We start from the raw sequence: 18,428 nt of genomic DNA on the forward strand, positions 1-18,428 counted from the left end.
GGCGCCTCAGGCGCGGCGCTTGCGGGCCGCGGGCGCAGCCTTTGCCGGAGGCGTGAAGAGGCGCATGATGGCTTGGCGCACATCCGCCTGCATGTTCTCGATGGCCTTCGCGTCGCCCGACATGTGCTTGAGCAGCGCCTGCTGGAAGAGCCCGTCGAAGAGCGCGTAGGTGGCCGGGGGCGACATGCCGGGCTGCTCGCCCGAAAGCTCGGCGAAGCGGCTCATGATGCGCCAGATCATGTCTTCGAGGCTCTTGTCGATCTGCACGACATCGGCGCGGAAGGCTTCCTCGAAGAGCGCCTGCGAGCGCAGGTCGTACCAGAGGCGGTGCACGTGGCCTTCGTCGCACAGCGTGTCGCCGAGGCTCTTGAGAAAGCCGTCCATCAGCTCGTCGTAGGTGGTGGCGCTTTCCACCGCGTGGTCGTAGCGCGTGACGCAGCGGGCCTTGTACTGCTTCACGCTGCAGATGATCAGGTCGACCTTGTCGCTGAAGTAGTAGTGCAGCACGCCGTGCGAGAACTCGGAGTTCTGCGCGATCTCTCGCAGGCTGGTGCGTGCGTAGCCCAGTGCCGCCAGCGTTGTCAGCGCGGCTTCGCCCAGCTCGGCGCGGCGCTCGGAGAACTTGTCGACCCGCGCCTTGGGCACTCGTTCAGCGTGTTTCTTTACCCGTTGATGTGTCGTCATTGAAAGCCGGGCCGCATGCATGCCAGCCCCTGTGTTCCTCGTGATTGCAGACCATAGCACGCAAGCGGGAGAACCCGCATCCGGCGTGCCACGGATGCCATTCTAGAAAATCTTGACGAGTGACAAGAAAAATCTTGACAGTCGTAAAGTCGATTTCTAGGATGGCCGCTCCATCTCACAACATATCCACAGGAGACAAGTGATGGCCAAGTTCGACTTGAAAGGGCGCCGTGCGCTCGTGACGGGTGGTGCGCGCGGCATCGGCGCGAGCATCGCCGAGACGCTGGCCGCCGCCGGCGCGTCCGTGATGATTGGCGACGTGCTCGCCGACCTGGGGCGCGAAACCGCCGCCAGGCTCTCCTCCCCGGGGGCGAAGGTGGGCTTCGTCCCGCTCGACGTCACCAGGGACGGCGACTGGGCCTCGGCCACCGAGACCACGGTGAAGGAGCTCGGCGGCTTCGACATCCTCGTCAACAACGCGGGCATCGAGATCACCTCGCTGGTGGTCGACGTCGACGGCGACGACCTGCGCCGCATGCTCGACGTGAACGTGGCCGGCACGCTGCTCGGCATGAAGCACGCGTTCCGCGCGATGCGCCCCGGCGGCAGCGCTGGCAAGGGCGGGGCGGTGGTCAACATCGCATCGGTCGCCGCCACCATCGCGTTCCCCGCCATCTCCGGCTACTCCGCCACCAAATCCGCCGTCGATCGCGCCACCCGCGTCGCCGCCATGGAGTCCGGCAAGCTGGGCTACGGCGTACGCGTGAACTGCATCTACCCCGGCCTCGTGCCCACCGAGATGGGCATGAAGCTCGCCCAGGACATCGTGGCCGCCGGCCTCGCACCGAGCGTCGAGGCGGCCGTGGGCGACGTGGTCGGCCAGACGCCCCTGGGCCGTCTCGGCGAAGTCGGCGACATGGCCGACGTGGTGGTGTTCCTCTGCTCCGATGCGGCCCGGTTCATCACCGGCGCGGGCATCGCGGTGGACGGCGGCATGGGCATGTAACTCACACAGTCAAGCAATCAGGAAGGAGACAAATCATGAGCAGCAACAGCAAGAAGAAGCCCGTCGTCGTCTACGGCGCCTCCGGCTACACGGGCCGGCTGGTATGCGAATACCTGCGCGAGTACAACATCCCCTTCATCGCCGCGGGCCGCAGCGCGCAGAAGGTGGAAGCGGCGATGAAGTCCAACGTGCCCGGCATCGAGACCGCGAGCTACGAGGTGGTGGAGGTGGCGCATTCGGTCGAGGCGCTCACCGAACTCTTCACCGGCGCCTCGGTGGTCCTCAACACGGTCGGCCCCTTCGCCCGTTTCGGCCCCGAAGTCGTCGATGCCTGCCTGGCCGCCGGATGCCACTACACCGACACCACCGGCGAGCAGGACTGGCTCATCACCCTCGACCAGAAATACGGCGCCCGCTTCGCCGCCGCGGGCCTGCTGCTCTCGCCCGGTCTCGCCCACATGTACACCACCGGCGAGATCGCGGCCCAGCTGTGCCTGGAGACGCCCGGCCTCGACACGCTCGACATCGCCGTGTTCTGGGGCGGCAGCCCGACGATCGCATCCACCCAGACCATCCTGGTGAATGCCGCCACCTCGAAGGCCTTCTACCTGGAGCAGAACGAGTACGTCGAATGGCAGCCCGACGCCGGCCTCTACCACCTGTCCATTCCGGGCCAGCATGAAGCGGCACTTGCATTGCCCTGGGGCGGCACCTCGCACCCGGTGTGGTTCAAGCGCGATCCGCGCGTGGCCAACGTGAAGGTGCTCGGCGGCGTCTTCAACAAGCCCCTGATGCAGGGCGTGCCGCACATCGTTGCCGCCGCGCTCAAGGCCACCGAGGGCATGAACGACGAGGACCGCTATGCCGCGCTGGCCCAGACCGCTTCGGGCGTGATGAACACCATGCCCCCGCGCGAGAACCCGCGCATCAACAAGTCCGTCGATTCGGTGCATGCCTCCGGCCCGCTGGGCCGCGTGCACTGCGTGATCTTCGGCAACTGCAACTACAAGCAGACCGGCCTGCTGCAGGCCTATGCGGCAGCCTCGCTGCTGCAGCAGCCGCCACGGCGCGCCGGCTTCGCATCGGGCTGCCAGGCCTTCGGGCATCGCGAACTGCTGGGTGCGCTGCGCGGCTTCGGACTGGTGCAGGAGCCCGTGCTCACGCGGATGGGCTGACTCCCATGCGCCTCGTCGACTATCTCGACAAGGGCGCCCAGCTGGGCGCCCAAGCGCCATGCCTGACCATGGCCGGCAAGGACCTCAGCTATGGCCAGGTCCAGCGCATCAGCTGGCGCGTGGCGCGCGGCCTCCAGCGCGCCGGCATCGGGCCGGGGGACAAGGTGGCCGTGCTCTCCAGCAACGACGCGACCGCCTTCGCCACGGTGTTCGGCATCTCGCGCGCGGGCTGCGTGTGGTGCCCGATCAACCCGCGCAACGAGGCGAGCGAGAACGCCTTCGTGCTCGATGCCTTCGATTGCGCCTGCCTTATCTTCCACGGCAACTACGCGGCCATGGTCGAGCAGATGCGCTCGCAGCTGCCCAAGCTGCGGGCGCTGGTGTGCCTGGACCAGCGGCAGCCTTTCGCGCCCTCGATGGACGACTGGCTCGAAGGCCTGGACGATTCGCCGCTCGACATCGCCCCGCCGGACGACGTCGCGATGATCGCCGGCACCGGCGGCACCACCGGCCAGCCCAAGGGCGTGATGCTGTCGGGACGCAACCTCGAGGCGATGTCCGCGCTGACGCTGATGGGCTATCCCTTCGAAGGGCGGCCCGTCTACCTTGCGCTGGCGCCGCTCACGCATGCGGCCGGTGTGCTGTGCCTGCCGATCATGGCGCTGGGCGGGCAGGTGGTGATCATGCCCAAGCCCGATCTGGCCGAGTTCCTCGGGCTCATCGAGCAGCACCGCGTCACCCACACCTTCCTGCCGCCCACGCTGATCTACATGCTGCTGCAGCATCCGCAGCTCGCGCAGACGAGGCTCGATTCGCTGCAGTGCTTCTGGTACGGCGCAGCGCCCATGTCGTCGGCGCGGCTCGAAGAGGCGCTGCAGAAGATCGGCCCCGTCATGGCCCAGCTCTTCGGCCAGACCGAGGCGCCGATGATGATTTCCATGATGTCTCCGCGCGAGCACTTCAACGCCGACGGCACCGTCGCGCGCCATCGCCTCTCGTCGGCCGGCCGTCCCGGGCCGCTGGTGCAGGTCGGCGTGATGAATTCCGAAGGCGCGCTGCTGCCCACGGGCGAGAGCGGAGAGATCGTGGTGCGAGGCTCGCTCGTGATGCTCGGCTACTACAGGAACCCGGGCGCGACCGAAGAGGCTTCGCGCCACGGCTGGCACCACACGGGCGACATCGGCTATCTCGATGCCGACGGTTTCCTCTACATCGTCGACCGCGCCAAGGACATGATCATTTCGGGCGGCTTCAACGTCTATTCGGCCGAGGTCGAGCAGGTGTTGCTGCAGCACCCCGACGTGCAGGACAGCGCCGTCGTCGGCCTGCCCGACGAGAAGTGGGGCGAGCGCGTGGTGGCGGTGCTGCAACTGCACGACGGCAGGCAGGTGGATGTGGAGGACATCAAGGCCTTCGTCAAGGCGCGCATCGGCAGCGTGAAGGCGCCCAAGCAGATCGAGGTGTGGCTCGAACTGCCCCGTTCCAAGGTGGGCAAGGTGCTGAAGAAGGACGTGCGCACGACGCTGCTGCAGCGCGCCGGCCAGCCGGGCTGACCTGATCAGCCGCCCAGCCCACCGGCCTGTTCGTAGTGGTCGTGGTGCGCGCGGCGCAGCTCGAACTTCTGGATCTTGCCGGTCGAGGTCATCGGCAGCGCCGCGAGGAAGATGATCTTCTTCGGCACTTCGAAGCCGCCCAGGTGTCCCTTGCAGTGCGCCGCGAGCACGGCCTCGTCGAAGTCCGCGGGCGCATCGGGCCTGCGCGTGACGAAGGCCGTGATGGCCTCGCCCCAGCGCTCGTGCGGCAGGCCCACCACCGCGGCGTTGAGCACGGCGGGGTGCCGCAGCAGCACTTCCTCGACCTTGATCGACGGCACGTTCTCGCCGCCCGACTTGACCATGTCCTTCAACCGGTCGAGAAAGATCAGCTGCCCGTCGGCGTCGAGCTTGCCCAGGTCGCCCGAGTGGTGCCATCCGAAGCGCTGCGCGTTCGCCGTCGCCTCGGGGTCGTTGTAGTAGCCCAGCATCACGTTGGGGCCGCGGAAGACGATCTCGCCGACTTGTTCCGGCCCGAGCAGCTCGCCGTCGTCGCCCATCACCGCGACCTCGTTCACTAGCGTGCCCACGCCCCAGTAGGAGCCGAAGCGCCTGCGCTGTTCGTGCGCCTCGAAGATGGTGGCACCGGGGTACATCTCGGTCTGGCCGGAGACGAGCGCGAAGTCGGGACAGAACTCGTCGAGCAGGCGCAGCAGCAGCGTGCGCGACATCGGCGCCATCGCGTACACGCAAAGCCGCAGGCTCGAGATGTCCCGCGCGGCGCGTTGCGGGTGCGCGAGCAGCGCGCCGTACATCATCGGCAGCCCAACCATCACCGTGATGCGATGTCGCTCGATGGCCGCCAGCACCGCGCCGGGGTCGAAGCCGCGCAGCACGACCAGCGATCCGCCCACCGCCAGCGCCGACATCAGCACCGTGTGCTGGCCGCAGTGGAAAAGCGGCAGCACGCTGCTCCACACGTCGGCGCGCTCGGGGCTGCTGCCCCATTCGACCATGTTGCTCAGCAGCACCGAATGCACCGAGGCGTGCGAATGCATCACGCCTTTCTGGCGACCGGTGGTGCCGCTCGTGTACATGATGAGCGCGAGCTGCGTGCTGTCGATGGCCACGTCGGGCAGCGTCGCGGGGCCCTGCGCGATGGCCTGCGGCACGGTCGGCACGCCGGCGGGCGGCGCGTCGCCATCGAGCACGCAGAGCATCGGCGCCACGCCTTTCGCCTCCAGCAGTTCGCGCAGCTCGGGCCTTGCGTGCAGCGCGGTGTCGATCACGAGGTGGCGCACGCCGGCGTGGCCGAGGATGTAGCCGATGGCATCCACCGTCAGCGCGGTGTTGATCGGCACCCACACCAGTCCGGCCTTCTGGATGCCCAGCATGGCGACCACCATCTGGATCGAGTTGTTGCACAGCATGCCGACGCGGTCGCCGCCGGCGAGGCCCAGCCCCAGCAGATGGTGCGCGAAGCGGTTCGATGCGGCGTCGAGCTCGCCGTAGGTCATGCGGTGCTCGCCCTCTATCAGCGCGATGCGCGCGCCGAAGCGGCGGGCGCTGCGATGGATCACGTCTCCCAGCGCGATGCGCGAGATGCGCGAATGGAACTGCGGCGGCACAGGGCCGGTGGCGGCTGCGGGCATGCTCTTCGTCTCCGTTCTTCGATGGTGGGCGCAGCCTAAGGCCGCACGCCGGACCGCGTCTTGCGAAGACTGGCTGCCGCCCGCAGCCGGAGCGGGCTGCTAGAAGCGCGCCTTGAGGAAGGCCGAAGGCCCCTGCAGCTTGACCTTCAGGCGCGAATCGGCAAAGTCGTTCTCGCGCGTCAGGTCGATGTTCGTCACGCCGTAGGCCAGCACCACGCCGATGTTCTTCACGGGGAACCACTCCACGCCGGCCGAGGCGTTGTAGATGTTGCCGTGGAAGCGGCCGCTGCTCTTCCACACGCCCGAGGCGTCCGCGAACAGGCGCAGGTCGGGCGTGATGGCGTGGCGCACGCCTATCTCGAGCAGCGGCGCCACGGTGCTGCCGCTGGAGCTCTCGCTCAGCGTGCCGATCTGGCCGTTCACCGAGGCGAGTGCGGTGGTGCCGAGCGTCGCGCGGTAGTAGGCCGCGCCGGCGCCGAGACCCAGCACGGTGTTGCCCGAGCCGATCCACCATTTGTAGGAGAGCTTGGCGAAGTCGAGCTTGGTGCTGAGGTTCGCGTTGCCGAAGGTGCTGAGCGTGCCGAAAGGCCCGAGCGAGGTGCTGCTGTCGACGTTGCCCGAATAGTCGCGCTTGTACCGGTAGTAGTCGAACGAGATGCCCTGGCTGTCGCCGAGCAGCAGGTCGGCGGAGATGCGCGGCATGGTGACGCGGCCCGGCTTGACGTCGCCGGTCTGCAACGCGCCATAGGCCGTGCCGAAGGAGGCGTTGAGCTTCGGGTCGGCGCTGAAGCCGCCGACCGAGAGGCTGAAGCGATCGAGCGCGGGCGAGGGGTCGGCGAAGGCCGGCACGGCGGCCAGCAGCAGGCCGGCGCCGAGCATCGCGGGATGGCCGAAAAGGCGGGAGCAGGAAGGGGCGCAGGAACGGGGGCGGCGAAGCAGCAGCATGAAACGAATCCTCGATGACCCGGATGGGGCGGAATGAATGGATGAATGCCGCGGGCGCGTCGTGACGCGGACGTGCTGCCGGGCGGGGCTCCCTTGCGAACAGCGACGACACTAGTGGCCCGCACGCGTGCCGCGGATGCGCGGAATGCCGCACTGGTTGTAGGAATTCCTCTACGCCGGGACGGCCGGTGCGCGCCTTGGCGGGCGCTACAGTGCCGGCATGCGCAGACATCTCTCCACCACCACCGGCCCCCAACGTCTTCTCTATGGCGCCGCCGCGGGCTGCGCCGTCGCCGCCGCGCTGATGCCGGTGCCCATGAGCGGCATGGCCCGCGGCCTGGCCGGATGGGGCGCGGGCGTGGCGGTGCACCAGGTGCTGGCGTGGTGGCTGGCCTGCGCTTTCGATGCGAAGCGCACGCGCGAGCGGGCGCAGTCGCTGGACCAGCCCAACGTGGTGATCCTGGTGTCGATGCTGGTGGTGGTGGCGATGAGCGTGGTTGCCATCGCGATGCTGCTGCAGCAGGTGAAGGGCCTGAGCGGCTGGGAGCGCGCGGCGCACATCGCGCTTGGCCTGGTGGCGCTGGCGGGCTCGTGGCTGACGATGCACACCATCTACGCCTTCCACTACGCGCACCGCTACTACATCGACCAGCGGGACGGAACGCCCGACGGCGGCCTCGACTTTCCGGGCAAGGACGACGCGCCCGACTACTTCGACTTTCTCTACTACTCGTACGTGATCGGCATGACCTCGCAGGTGTCCGACGTGCAGGCGACCTCGAAGGAGATGCGGCGCATCACGCTGCTGCACAGCGTGCTGGCCTTCGCCTTCAACATGCTGGTGCTGGCGCTTTCCGTGAACGTGGTCGCGGGTGCCGTGTAGGCGCCCCGCGATGCACGCTCAGGCCGGGGCCTTGCGCGGCCAGCCCGGCTTGACGATGCCTGTAGACAGCGCCACGCCGCACACGATCACCACCGCGCAGATCAGCATCCACTGCGTGATGCTCTCGCCGAGGAACACCGCGCCGTAGAACAGCGCGAACACCGGCACCAGGAAGGTCACGGTCAGCGCGCGGGCCGGGCCGGCGCGCTCGATCAGCCGGAAGAACAGGATGTAGGCCACCCCCGTGCAGGCGATACCCAGCGCCAGCAGCGCGAGCCATGCGCGCAGGCTGGGCATCTGCGCGGGCCAGAGCAAGAAGGCGGGCAGGGCGAGGAACACGGTGGCGCCGATCTGGCTGCCGGTGGCCGTGGTCAGCGCGGGCACGCCGCCCAGGTAGGCGCGCGTGGCGCTGGCCGAGATGCCGTAGCAGAGACACGCGCCCAGGCAGGCCAGCACCGCGAAGAGCGCGGCATTGCTGCTGGCGCCGGCGTGCAGGCCGGCGCTGCGGCTGGCGAGCATCGCCACGCCGGCAAAACCGATCAGCAACCCGACGAGGCGCCAGTTGGCGGGGCGCTCGCGGAACCAGGCCCAGGCCACGAGCGCGCCGAACATCGGCGTGGTGGCGTTGAGCACCGCCGCGAGGCCGGTGTTGATGGTCAGCAGCGCGAAGCAGAAGAGCGCGAAGGGCATGCCCGAGTTGAAGACGCCGACCAGCAGACTGGCCTTCCAGTGCTTCGCGAGCGATGGCCCCTGTCCGCGCAGCAGCGCGATGGGCAGCAGGAACAGCGCGGCGATCGCCACCCGCACCGCGGCCGTCGGCAGCGCGCCGAACTCGGCGGCGCCGATGCGCATGAAGAGGAAGGAGGCGCCCCACAGCGCGCCCAGCAGCACCAGGTCGATGAGCCAGGCGGTGGGCGCGAGGGGTTTGGCAGCGGCGGTGGTGGCGGCGGTTGCGGGTGCGTTGTTGTTCTGCGTTGTGGTCATGCGTCCTCGGTCGTTCTTTTCTGTGCGCTGCTGTTGCGCTGATGGCGCCGGTGGCGCCGATTGCTCAGATCGCCTTTTCGAGCTGCAGCAATGCGGTCTTGCGTTCGAGCCCGCCAGCGTAACCGGTCAGCGAGCCGTCCGAGCCGAGCACGCGGTGGCAGGGCACGATCACGCTGATCGGGTTGCGCCCCACGGCCGCGCCCACCGCGCGCACCGCGGCGGGGTTGCCCACGTTGACGCTCAGCGCGCCGTAGCTCGTGGTGGCGCCGGCCGGAATGGTCAGCAGCTGCTGCCACACGCTCTGCTGGAAGGCGGTGCCGTGCGACAGGTCGAGCTTCATGTCGAAGTTGTCGCGCCTGCCGGCGAAGTAGTCGCGCAGCTGTGCGGCGGCCTCGACCAGCGCGGGGTGGTCGTCCCTGGTGACCCAGCCGCTGGTGTCGGGCCAGTGGCGCTGCTGGTCGAACCAGACGCCGGCCAGGCCCTTGTCGGTGGCCGCCATCGTGATGCCGCCCAGCGGCGTGTCGATGTGCGAGGTGTAGATGACTTTGCTCTTGAACTTCATGACGTTTCAGGCTGCGACGCCTGCCGTTGCGATGAGGGGAGATCCGGCGTCGTCCGCCGGAAGAGGTGAAGGGGCCGCGGCGGGCGCATGCCAGGCCCGCAGCACCGCATAGCTGCGCCAGGGCCGCCAGGCCTGCGAGGCTTCGCTGGCGGCGCGCGCGGTGGTCACGCCCAGCGCCTTCTGCAGCGCGACGTCGCCGGCCGGGAAGGCGTCGGGCCAGCGCAGCGCGCGCATCGCGATGTACTGCGCGGTCCAGGCGCCGATGCCAGGCAGCTCCTGCAGCGCCGCGATGGTGGAAGGCACGTCGGCTCCCGCATGCAACGCCAGCTTGCCGGCAGCCACTTCGCGGGCGATGGCGTGCAGCGCGGTCTGCCGCTGCCGCACGATGCCGAGGCGGCCCAGTTCGTCGCCGCTCGCGGCGGCGATGGCGGCCGGCGTGGGAAAGAGCCGGTTCAGCCCTTCGACGGGCGTGGCCAGCGGTTCGCCGAAGGCCTCGACCAGCCGCGAGCCCAGCGTGCGTGCCGCGGCCACGGTGATCTGCTGGCCCAGCACCGCGCGCACCGCAAGCTCGAAGCCGTCGACCGCGCCCGGCACGCGCAGTCCGTCGCCGTGCGGGAAGGCCGCGTGCAGCGCCGCATTGATCGCCATCGGCTCCGCATCGAGGTCGAACAATGCCCGGGCACGGCTGATGACGATGGGCAGCACCGCGGCCAGCGAATCGCTGACCGAAAGCAGCATCTGCTCGCGCTCCAGGTCGAAGCGCAGCTGCAGCCAGCCGGCGTGCGCCTGCCCGCCCTGCTGGATGCGCAGGGTGCGGGTCAGCTTCACGTATTGCGGCGTGCTGCCCTTGGCGGGCTCCTTGCCGTCGGCCGTGGAGACGACCTCCACGCCGCGCAGCGCACGGCGCGCGAAGAAGCCCAGCATGGCGCTGGCGTCGTAGGGCGGGCGGAAGCCCAGTCGCACCTCGATGGCCTTGCCTTCGCCGCCGCCGGTGCCGTTGTTGTCCCCGGCGCGCCGCAGTGCGCTGGGATTCAGTCCATAGTGCTCCAGGAACGCCGCATTGAAGCGCCGCACGCTGGCGAAGCCGCTGGCCAGCGCCACCTGCGTCATCGGCAGGCGCGTGTCGGCGATGAGCTGCTTGGCGGCGAGCAGGCGGCGCGTCTGCAGATACTGGAGGGGCGAGACGCCGAACTGCGACTCGAAGATGCGCCGCAGGTGGCGGTCGCTCACACCCAGTCGGGCCGCGATCTGCGCCGCGCCGGGGCCGTCCTCCGACCACGCATCGGGTTCGTCGATCAGCCGTGCCGCCTGCAGCGCGAGGATGCGCGAGGCGTCTTCGGTTGACCAGCTGGCCGCGCGCGGCGCCAGCTCGGGCCGGCAGCGCAGGCAGGGGCGGAAGCCCGCGGCTTCGGCCTGTGCCGCATGGCGGAAGAATCGGCAGTTCTCGCGCCGCGGCAGCTTCACGCGGCAGACGGGGCGGCAATAGATGCCGGTGGATGTCACTGCGGTGAAGAACGACCCGTCGAAGCGCGCGTCATGCGTCTTCATCGCCAGGTAGCAGGCGTCGCTCTCGAGCGCTTCGGTGGAGGTGTGGTTGGCAGGCATGGAGAAATGATACGGTTTCGACTCGTTTCAACTGGCCGTTTCCGGACATGTGGGCCCCCGGAGCCTTGCCTACAATGCCTCGTTTACAAATCCAACAGGGAAACGCCTTTCATGCAGCTCAGCGCGTCGATCTTCAAGGCCTATGACATTCGCGGCGTCGTGCCGGTCACTCTCGATGCGGAGGTGGCTGAAGCACTCGGCAGGGCCTTCGGCAGCGCGGCCCGTGCGGCAGGCGAGAAGTCGGTGGCGGTGGGACGCGATGGCCGCCTGTCGGGCCCCGCGCTGGCCGACGCCCTGATCAAGGGGTTGGTGGCCACCGGCATCGAGGTCATCGACGTGGGCGCGGTCACCACCCCGATGCTGTACTTCGCGGCCCACACGCTTTGCAAGAGCGGCATCCAGGTCACCGGCAGCCACAACCCCAAGGACTACAACGGCTTCAAGATGGTGCTGGCCGGCCGCGCGATCTACGGCGACGAGATCCAGGCCCTGCGCAGGACCATGGAAGCCGGCACCGCCCAGCTCGCGGAGGGCGGCAGCGTGCGCAAGGTCGACGTGGCCCCGGCCTACATCGAACGCATCGCGGGCGACATCAAGCTGGCGCGCCCGATGAAGATCGTGGTCGATTCGGGCAACGGCATCGCCGGCGCCTCGGCCCCGGCCATCTTCCGCGCCCTGGGCTGCGAGGTGACCGAGCTCTACAGCGAGGTCGACGGCAATTTCCCCAACCACCACCCCGACCCGAGCAAGCCCGAGAACCTGAAGGACCTGATCACGGCGCTGGCCAAGGGCGACGCGGAACTGGGCCTGGCCTTCGACGGCGACGGCGACCGGCTGGGCATCGTCACCAAGGACGGCCAGAACATCTTCCCCGACCGCCAGATGCAACTCTTTGCACAGGACGTGCTTTCGCGCGTGCCCGGCGGCACCATCGTCTACGACGTGAAGTGCTCGCAGCGCCTGGCGCCGGCCATCGAAGCCGCGGGCGGCAAGCCGATGATCTTCAAGACCGGCCATTCGCTCATCAAGGCGAAGATGAAGGAAATCGATTCGCCGCTGGGTGGCGAGATGAGCGGCCACATCTTCTTCAAGGAGCGCTGGTTCGGTTTCGATGACGGCACTTATGCAGGTTGCCGCCTGCTGGAGATCCTGAGCAAGAGCCCGGACGCGAACGCCGTGCTCAACGCGCTGCCCACGAGCTTCTCGACGCCCGAGCTGAACGTGGCCTGCGCCGAGGGCGAACCGCACGCGGTGGTCGACAAGCTGGTGAAGGGCGCGAGTTTCGCGGCCCCCGCCAAGGTCTCGACCATCGACGGCCTGCGCGTCGACTGGCCCGATGGTTTCGGCCTGATCCGCGCTTCGAACACCACGCCCGTGCTGGTGCTGCGCTTCGAAGGCCAGACGGAGGCCGCGCTCAAGCGCATCGAGGCCGAGATGCTGGCCCTTTTGAGAACCGCGAAGCCCGACGCCAAGCTGGCCGAAGCCGCCCACTGACAATCGAGCCCGTGCGTTCCCTGCTGCTGCGCCTCTACGGCGTCTTCACAACCATCGTGCAACCGCTGGTGCGCCGCAAGCTGCGGCGCCGCGCGGAGGCCGAGCCGGGCTATGGCGCAGCCGTGGAGGAACGCTTCGGCTACTACGACGAAGCCACCACCGGCCAGGCCCAGTGCTGGGTGCATGCGGTCTCACTCGGCGAGACGCGCGCGGCGGCCATCCTGATCGCCGAGCTGCGGCGGCAGTATCCGGGCGTGCCGATCCTGCTCACGCATGGCACCGCCACCGGCCGCGAAGAGGGCGCCAAGCTGCTCGAGCCGGGCGATACGCAGGTCTGGCAGCCCTGGGACACCCCGGGCGCCGTGCGGCGCTTCCTGGACCGCTTTCAGCCGCGCATCGGCGTGCTGATGGAAACCGAGGTGTGGCCCGAGATGACGGCCGCCTGCGCCGAGCGCCGCATTCCGCTGGTGCTGGCCAATGCGCGGCTCAACGAGAAATCGCTGGCGGCCGCCGAGCGCCTCGCCTGGCTGGCGAGGCCTGCGTATTCGGCCCTCACGGCCGTGTGGGCGCAGACCGAGGCCGACGCGCACCGGCTGGTGTCGCTGGGCGCCAAGGTCGCCGGCATCTACGGCAACCTCAAGTTCGACGCCACGCCCGACACGCGCCAGCTCGCAACAGCCACCTCGCTGCGCGAGCGTCTGCCCAAGCCGATGGTCGTGCTCGCGAGCTCGCGCGACGGCGAGGAACGCATGCTGCTGGAGGTGCTCAAGCGCTTCGGCGCGACTTCGCCGGTGCCGCCCGAGCAGGGCGCGATCCGCTCGATTGCCAAGCGCGTGCACGACGTGCAATGGATGATCGTGCCGCGCCATCCGCAGCGCTTCGACGAGGTGGCGGCGCTGATCGAGGCCGAGGGCTTCGCGGTTGCGCGCCGCAGCGCGGCGGGCCAGCCGGCAGAGGCCGAAATCTGGCTCGGAGACTCGCTCGGCGAGATGGCGCTGTACTACGGCCTGGCCGACGTGGCGTTGCTCGGCGGCAGCTTCGAACCACTGGGCGGGCAGAACCTGATCGAGCCGGCGGCCTGCGGCTGTCCGGTGGTCATGGGGCCGTCCACATTCAACTTCGCAGAAGCGGCGCAGCTTTCGCTGGCTGCCGGCGCCTCGCTGCGCGTCGAGGGCATGGAGCAGGCCGTGACGGCCGCCCTGAAGCTGGTCGAGAACCCCGAGCGCCGCGCCACGATGGCGCAGGCCGCGCTGGCGTTCTCATCGTCCAACCGTGGCGCGGCCGAGCGCACGGCTGCCGCGGTGCTCGCCATCGCCCAGGCGGCGGAGCCGGTGACGGAGCAGGGTGCGCCGGTGGAACCCGGCGAGCCTGCGCGGGCCGAGCCCACGCTGGACTGATCGAAGCGAAAGCCGGAAAACGCGCTTGCTCAGCGCACCGGCGGATTCAGGATCACCGGCGGCACGGGTGCCGAAGGCATCGTCGGCGCCGGAGGATTGAACTGCGGCGTCTGCACCGGCGGGACCACGGGAATGCTCGGCGGCGCCACAGGCACTGCGGGCACCGCGGGCGACGTCGTGCCGCGATCGGGGCCGATGGCCGGCGGCACGGCAGGCACGCTGCCGCTGCTCGCCAGCGTCGCGTTGATCGCGTTCATGTCGTCGGTGGTCAGCGTGCCGTTGGCCTGGCGCAGCTTCAGGTTGCCCAGCAGCACGTTGTAGCGCGCCTGCGCGAGGTCGCGCTTGGTCTGGTAGAGCTGGCTCTGCGAGTTCAGCACGTCGATGTTGATGCGCACGCCCACCTGGTAGCCGAGGCGGTTGGCATCGAGCGCGCTCTGGCTCGAGGCCTCGGCGGCTTCCAGCGCCTTCACCTGCCCCGCACCCGAGACGAGCCCGAGGTACGCCGCGCGCGTGGCCTGCGCCACGCTGCGGCGCGTGCCTTCGAGCACGCTGCGCGACTGGTCTTCGAGCGCCAGCGTTTCCTTGATGCGGTTCTCGGTGGCGAAGCCGGCGAAAAGCGGCAGGTTGAAGGTGACGCCCACGGTGGCCGCGTTGACGCGCGTGCCCACGGTGCTCGTGCTGGTGCCGGTCGGGTTGCGCGTGACGTTGTAGCCCAGGTTGGCGTCCAGCGTGGGCTTGTGGCCGGCCTTGGCCTTGTCCACTTCGAGCCCGGCCACGTCGAGTCCGAGGCGGGCCTGGCGGATGGCGGGGTGCACATCGTCGGCCTGCGAGACCCAGGCGTTGATGTCGGCGGGCGTCGCGGTCGGCAGCACCACCGGCACTGCCAGCGGCACCGGCACGCTGCCGGGGCGGCCCACCAGCTGGTCGAGCACCACCTTCTTCACCTGCAGGTCGTTCTCGGCCGCGATTTCCTGCGCGATCACCAGGTCGTATCGGGCCTGGGCCTCGCGCGAGTCGGTGATGGTGGAGGTGCCGACCTCGAAGTTGCGCTTGGCGGAAGCCAGCTGCTCGGCCACGGCGACCTTCTGCGCGCGCACGAGCGCCAGGCTGTCCTGGCTCGCGAGCACGTCGAAGTAGGCCTGGCTCACGCGCACGATCAGGTCCTGTTCGGCGATGGTGAGCACCGCCTGCGCGATGTCGGCCTGGCGCTTGCCCTGCTCGTAGGTGGCCCAGTTGGCGGGCCGGTACAGCGGCTGCGTGGCGTTGATGCCGACGTTCTGCGTGTTGAAGTCGCGCGACGCGGAGGTGCCCCGGCCGGTGCCCGTGAGGGTGTCGATGTCGAGGTCGCTGCGCGTCACGCCGGCCGTGAGCCCCACGGAGGGCAGGATGCCGGCCTTGGCCTGCGCGGCGCGCGCGATGTTCGCGTCGTACTGCGCCCGCGCACCCTGGTAGGTGGCGTCGAAGCCGCGGGCGGATTCGTAGAGTTCGTTCAGTGTCTGGGCCTGGGTCAGGGCCGGCGATGCGAGCAGGGCTGCGAAGGTGGTTGCGAGCGCTGCGGAAAGAGGCGAAAGCCGGGGCCTGGAAGGCATTGAACGTCCTTGGGGAAAGAATCAGTAGCGCGGGACCGTAGGGTCGTGCGAGGACCAGGCGTCGATGCCGCCCGCCACGTTGGCGAGCTGGTCAAAGCCGTTCTGGTTCAGGAAGGCGGCCACGCGCTGGCTGCGCGCGCCGTGGTGGCACAGGCAGGCGATGCGTTGGCCGTCATTCAGCTCGGCCAACCGCCCGGGGATCTCGTTCATCGGAATCGCCACCAGGGTGAAGCCCTGGGGCGCGACGCTCGCCGTCTGCAACTCCCAGGGCTCGCGCACGTCGAGCAGCACGGGGGCGGCGTCGGCGTTCTGCGCGAACCAGGCGGCGAGGTCGGCGGGGCGGACTTGGTCGATCATGCTTCGGTCAACCGTCTGCTCAGAACGCGAAGCGCGAGGGCTCGGGGAAGTTCAGCAGGCGCGGCGCCATCGTGTCCCAGGGCTGGACGGTGTCCCACTTGCTTTCGCTGGTGCGGGTGACGAAGTGGGCGCGCATCATCGGCTCGTCGCCGACGATGGCCGAGAGACGGCCGCCGACCTTGAGCGAACCCAGCAGGTTCTGCGGAATGCGGGCGACGGAACCGCTGAGCACGATCACGTCGAAGCTCGGGCCGCTGGGCAGGGGCACGGCGCCGTCGGCATTGCGCACTTCGACGTTGGTCACGCCGTTCTGGCGCAGCGTCTCCGCGGCACGGGCGGCCAGCACGGGGTTGATTTCGAGCGACAGCACCTGCGCGGCGCGGGCGCCCAGCAGGGCGGCCATGAAGCCGGAGCCGGTGCCGATCTCGAGCACGGTCTCGTGCTTCTGGATGTGCAGGTCCTGCAGCGTGCGGGCCTCGACCTTGGGCGACAGCATGATCTCGCCGGGCACGGAGCCGTCGAGCAGCGGCAGTTCCATGTCGAAGAACGATAGCGTGCGGTGCGCGTCGGGCACGTAGTCCTCGCGGTGGATTTCGGCCAGCAGCTCGAGGATGTCGTTGTCGAGCACGTCCCAGGGGCGGATCTGCTGCTCGATCATGTTGAAGCGCAAGCGCTCGAGGGTGGGGGTGGGGTTCATGGCGTGGCTTTCCTTGTGGGCTCAGGACAAACCTTCAATTTTAGGTGCCACCGATGACACCCCCGGTTCGGTCGGCCTTCCGGGGCGCACGCTGAGGCCGTTGATCACCACTTCCGCCTGGGTCGCCAGGTACTTTTCGGGGTCGAGCGCCGCGGTGCCGTCGACGCAGACCATGGCCGAATGCTTCCAGAGCATGAGAAAGACCATGGGCGCGACCACCGAGTAGATCGCGTGGTCGATGTCCATGGGCGCGAACTCGCCGCTGTCGATGCCGCGCTGGAAAATGCGCCGCAGCAGGTCGTGGCCGGGGCGGACCACCTGCTCGCGGTAGAACTCCGCCAACGCGGGAAAATTGGCGCCCTCGCTCATCATGAGCTTGGTCAGGCCCGAGGCCTGGGTCTTGCCGACGCGTTCCCACCACACGTTCATGCAGTAGCGCAGCATGTCGGCGGTGGTGCCCTCGAAGGCCTCGAACTCGGCATTCCACTCAGTGAAACGGCCGCCGAGGTTTTCGATGACCACGGCCTTGAACAGTTCTTCCTTGCTCGGAAAGTAGAGGAAGAGGGTGCCCTTGGAAACGCCGGCGCGCGCCGCCACTTCCTCGGAGCGGGTGGCGGCGAAGCCCTTTTCGACGAACAGATCGAGCGCGGCCGCCAGCAGTTCGCCGGGGCGCGCCTCCTTCCGGCGCTCGCGCTTGGCGCGGACCGGGCAGATCTTGTCGACGAAGGAACGGGGCGTGGACATGCTCTTAATGACTCGTTGGTTAGTAATGTAGTGACGGGCATCCGTCACGTCAAGCCGCGACAATATCGGGTTCGCCTTTTCAACCTCCTCCGGAGCAGCACCATGTCCACATCATCGTCGCCCACCGAAACCATCGTTTTGGGCGGAGGCTGCTTCTGGTGCACCGAGGCGGTTTTCGACCGGGTCCAGGGCGTGCTCGACGTCGAATCGGGCTACTGCAACGGCCAGACCGTCAATCCGACCTACGAGCAGGTCTGCACCGGCCGCACCGGCCATGCCGAGGTGGTGAAGCTCGAATTCGACCCGGCGCAGATCAGCCTGCGCGAGATCCTCGAGATCTTCTTCGTCGTGCACGACCCGACCACGCTCAACCGCCAGGGCAACGACGTCGGCACCCAGTACCGCAGCGGCATCTACTACACGGATGAAGCGCAGAAGCAGGTGGCGCAGGACGTCATCCGCGAGATCGAGGCCAGCAAGACCTACCACTCGCCCGTCGTGACCGAGGTTGCGCCGCTGGCCAACTATTCGACGGCCGAGGCCTATCACCAGGACTACTTCCTGAACAACCCGAACCAGGGCTACTGCGCGTTCGTCGTGGGGCCGAAGGTCGAGAAGTTCCAGAAGACCTTCGCGTCGCGCCTCAAGGCCTGAAGCCAGCTTCTTCGTGCACGTCGCCATCCGCCAGCACCGCACCCGCTCGACCCGCGCGCTCGTCTGCGTGCTCGCGGTGGCGCTGTGGTTCGCGGGCACGCTGGGGCTGATGCACCGTTCGCTGCACGTGCCGGGCCTGCCGGCCGCCGTGGCGCAGGCCGCGCAGGTGGTGCACAAGCACGCGGGCCATCACCTGGCCAGCCTTTTCGGCGATCACACCGACGCCGAGTGCCGGCTGTACGACCAGCTTTCCCACGGCTCGGCGGCGCCCGGCGTGCCGCTGGTGGTGCTGCCGGTGCTGCTGCCATCGGCCACTTTCGCTTTCCTGCAGGGCGAGGCTCTCGCCCGCTGGGTCGCGCTCTTCGACGCGCGCGGCCCGCCTTCCACTCGCTGAATCCCCTGTGTTCCGGCTGCTGCACCCGCTTCGCGCGCGGTGGCGGCTGGTCGTCCCTTGATTCACCGAGTGTC

At 68.8% G+C, this 18,428-nt stretch carries 18 protein-coding genes; 8 read left to right on the forward strand and 10 right to left on the reverse strand.

Going from position 1 to position 18,428, the window contains the following annotated elements:
- Nucleotides 1-6 precede the first annotated feature (6 nt).
- Nucleotides 7-645 carry a TetR/AcrR family transcriptional regulator gene (locus SFB74_RS10515; RefSeq protein WP_432730756.1) on the reverse strand — a complete coding sequence of 213 codons (639 nt, stop codon included), beginning with the start codon at nt 643-645 and terminating at the stop codon, nt 7-9.
- Between the two features lie 241 nt (nt 646-886).
- Here SFB74_RS10515 and SFB74_RS10520 point away from each other — a divergent pair, with 241 nt between their 5' ends.
- From SFB74_RS10520 to SFB74_RS10530, 3 genes are read left to right on the forward strand one after another with little or no spacing between them, the layout of a single operon-like run.
- Nucleotides 887-1,690, forward strand: coding sequence for an SDR family NAD(P)-dependent oxidoreductase (locus tag SFB74_RS10520; RefSeq protein ID WP_432730757.1), 804 nt, complete (start codon nt 887-889; stop codon nt 1,688-1,690).
- Nucleotides 1,691-1,725: 35 nt separating this feature from the next.
- Entirely contained in the window at nt 1,726-2,865 is a 1,140-nt protein-coding gene (locus tag SFB74_RS10525; protein ID WP_432730758.1) for a DUF5938 domain-containing protein, read from the forward strand.
- A gap of 5 nt (nt 2,866-2,870) precedes the next feature.
- The gene (locus tag SFB74_RS10530) at nt 2,871-4,418 is read left to right on the forward strand and encodes an acyl-CoA synthetase (RefSeq protein ID WP_432730760.1); all 1,548 of its coding nucleotides are present in this window, start codon (nt 2,871-2,873) and stop codon (nt 4,416-4,418) included.
- A 5-nt stretch (nt 4,419-4,423) separates the two neighbouring features.
- Here the strand turns inward: SFB74_RS10530 and SFB74_RS10535 are convergent, their stop codons facing one another.
- Nucleotides 4,424-6,049 (reverse strand): class I adenylate-forming enzyme family protein, encoded by a 1,626-nt coding sequence (locus tag SFB74_RS10535; protein WP_432730761.1) that lies wholly within the window; start codon nt 6,047-6,049, stop codon nt 4,424-4,426.
- Between the two features lie 99 nt (nt 6,050-6,148).
- On the reverse strand, nt 6,149-6,994 hold the full coding sequence (locus SFB74_RS10540; protein ID WP_432730763.1) for a hypothetical protein: 846 nt from the start codon (nt 6,992-6,994) through the stop codon (nt 6,149-6,151).
- 220 nt (nt 6,995-7,214) lie between these two features.
- On the opposite strand from SFB74_RS10540, the gene SFB74_RS10545 reads away from it, so the two are divergent.
- Nucleotides 7,215-7,877: a DUF1345 domain-containing protein gene (locus SFB74_RS10545; protein ID WP_432730764.1), complete on the forward strand. Its 663-nt coding sequence runs from the start codon at nt 7,215-7,217 to the stop codon at nt 7,875-7,877.
- An 18-nt stretch (nt 7,878-7,895) separates the two neighbouring features.
- Here the strand turns inward: SFB74_RS10545 and SFB74_RS10550 are convergent, their stop codons facing one another.
- From SFB74_RS10550 to SFB74_RS10560, 3 genes are all read right to left on the reverse strand, one after another.
- Nucleotides 7,896-8,861 carry a DMT family transporter gene (locus SFB74_RS10550; protein ID WP_432730766.1) on the reverse strand — a complete coding sequence of 322 codons (966 nt, stop codon included), beginning with the start codon at nt 8,859-8,861 and terminating at the stop codon, nt 7,896-7,898.
- 64 nt (nt 8,862-8,925) lie between these two features.
- Nucleotides 8,926-9,423 (reverse strand): methylated-DNA--[protein]-cysteine S-methyltransferase, encoded by a 498-nt coding sequence (locus SFB74_RS10555; protein WP_432730767.1) that lies wholly within the window; start codon nt 9,421-9,423, stop codon nt 8,926-8,928.
- A 6-nt stretch (nt 9,424-9,429) separates the two neighbouring features.
- Entirely contained in the window at nt 9,430-11,028 is a 1,599-nt protein-coding gene (locus SFB74_RS10560; protein ID WP_432730768.1) for a DNA-3-methyladenine glycosylase 2 family protein, read from the reverse strand.
- Between the two features lie 111 nt (nt 11,029-11,139).
- On the opposite strand from SFB74_RS10560, the gene SFB74_RS10565 reads away from it, so the two are divergent.
- Nucleotides 11,140-12,522: a phosphomannomutase/phosphoglucomutase gene (locus SFB74_RS10565; RefSeq protein WP_432730769.1), complete on the forward strand. Its 1,383-nt coding sequence runs from the start codon at nt 11,140-11,142 to the stop codon at nt 12,520-12,522.
- 11 nt (nt 12,523-12,533) lie between these two features.
- A complete protein-coding gene (locus tag SFB74_RS10570; protein ID WP_432730770.1) occupies nt 12,534-13,919 on the forward strand; it encodes a 3-deoxy-D-manno-octulosonic acid transferase in 1,386 nt (461 codons plus the stop codon).
- Between the two features lie 29 nt (nt 13,920-13,948).
- Here the strand turns inward: SFB74_RS10570 and SFB74_RS10575 are convergent, their stop codons facing one another.
- The 4 genes from SFB74_RS10575 to SFB74_RS10590 are packed head-to-tail and all read right to left on the reverse strand — an operon-like array spanning nt 13,949 to nt 17,306.
- Nucleotides 13,949-15,508, reverse strand: coding sequence for a TolC family outer membrane protein (locus SFB74_RS10575; RefSeq protein WP_432730771.1), 1,560 nt, complete (start codon nt 15,506-15,508; stop codon nt 13,949-13,951).
- A 21-nt stretch (nt 15,509-15,529) separates the two neighbouring features.
- The gene (locus SFB74_RS10580) at nt 15,530-15,865 is read right to left on the reverse strand and encodes a rhodanese-like domain-containing protein (RefSeq protein ID WP_093300961.1); all 336 of its coding nucleotides are present in this window, start codon (nt 15,863-15,865) and stop codon (nt 15,530-15,532) included.
- Between the two features lie 19 nt (nt 15,866-15,884).
- Nucleotides 15,885-16,562 (reverse strand): protein-L-isoaspartate O-methyltransferase family protein, encoded by a 678-nt coding sequence (locus tag SFB74_RS10585; RefSeq protein WP_432730772.1) that lies wholly within the window; start codon nt 16,560-16,562, stop codon nt 15,885-15,887.
- Between the two features lie 21 nt (nt 16,563-16,583).
- Nucleotides 16,584-17,306, reverse strand: a complete 723-nt coding sequence (locus SFB74_RS10590) for a TetR/AcrR family transcriptional regulator (protein ID WP_432731918.1) — start codon at nt 17,304-17,306, stop codon at nt 16,584-16,586.
- Nucleotides 17,307-17,408: 102 nt separating this feature from the next.
- Between SFB74_RS10590 and msrA the strand changes: the two genes are divergently transcribed.
- The gene (gene msrA, locus SFB74_RS10595; protein ID WP_432730773.1) at nt 17,409-17,960 is read left to right on the forward strand and encodes a peptide-methionine (S)-S-oxide reductase MsrA; all 552 of its coding nucleotides are present in this window, start codon (nt 17,409-17,411) and stop codon (nt 17,958-17,960) included.
- Between the two features lie 13 nt (nt 17,961-17,973).
- Nucleotides 17,974-18,354, forward strand: a complete 381-nt coding sequence (locus SFB74_RS10600) for a hypothetical protein (protein ID WP_432730774.1) — start codon at nt 17,974-17,976, stop codon at nt 18,352-18,354.
- Nucleotides 18,355-18,428 lie beyond the last annotated feature (74 nt).

This window comes from Variovorax xiamenensis (assembly GCF_050916385.1).
Taxonomy (GTDB): domain Bacteria; phylum Pseudomonadota; class Gammaproteobacteria; order Burkholderiales; family Burkholderiaceae_C; genus Variovorax.

Coding starts and splice junctions, on each gene's coding strand:
- SFB74_RS10520 (WP_432730757.1), top strand. CDS start 887: ATGGCCAAGTTCGACTTGAAAGGGCGCCGTGCGCTCGTGACGGGTGGT.
- SFB74_RS10525 (WP_432730758.1), top strand. CDS start 1,726: ATGAGCAGCAACAGCAAGAAGAAGCCCGTCGTCGTCTACGGCGCCTCC.
- SFB74_RS10530 (WP_432730760.1), top strand. CDS start 2,871: ATGCGCCTCGTCGACTATCTCGACAAGGGCGCCCAGCTGGGCGCCCAA.
- SFB74_RS10535 (WP_432730761.1), bottom strand. CDS start 6,049: ATGCCCGCAGCCGCCACCGGCCCTGTGCCGCCGCAGTTCCATTCGCGC.
- SFB74_RS10540 (WP_432730763.1), bottom strand. CDS start 6,994: ATGCTGCTGCTTCGCCGCCCCCGTTCCTGCGCCCCTTCCTGCTCCCGC.
- SFB74_RS10545 (WP_432730764.1), top strand. CDS start 7,215: ATGCGCAGACATCTCTCCACCACCACCGGCCCCCAACGTCTTCTCTAT.
- SFB74_RS10550 (WP_432730766.1), bottom strand. CDS start 8,861: ATGACCACAACGCAGAACAACAACGCACCCGCAACCGCCGCCACCACC.
- SFB74_RS10555 (WP_432730767.1), bottom strand. CDS start 9,423: ATGAAGTTCAAGAGCAAAGTCATCTACACCTCGCACATCGACACGCCG.
- SFB74_RS10560 (WP_432730768.1), bottom strand. CDS start 11,028: ATGCCTGCCAACCACACCTCCACCGAAGCGCTCGAGAGCGACGCCTGC.
- SFB74_RS10565 (WP_432730769.1), top strand. CDS start 11,140: ATGCAGCTCAGCGCGTCGATCTTCAAGGCCTATGACATTCGCGGCGTC.
- SFB74_RS10575 (WP_432730771.1), bottom strand. CDS start 15,508: ATGCCTTCCAGGCCCCGGCTTTCGCCTCTTTCCGCAGCGCTCGCAACC.
- SFB74_RS10580 (WP_093300961.1), bottom strand. CDS start 15,865: ATGATCGACCAAGTCCGCCCCGCCGACCTCGCCGCCTGGTTCGCGCAG.
- SFB74_RS10585 (WP_432730772.1), bottom strand. CDS start 16,562: ATGAACCCCACCCCCACCCTCGAGCGCTTGCGCTTCAACATGATCGAG.
- SFB74_RS10590 (WP_432731918.1), bottom strand. CDS start 17,306: ATGTCCACGCCCCGTTCCTTCGTCGACAAGATCTGCCCGGTCCGCGCC.
- msrA (WP_432730773.1), top strand. CDS start 17,409: ATGTCCACATCATCGTCGCCCACCGAAACCATCGTTTTGGGCGGAGGC.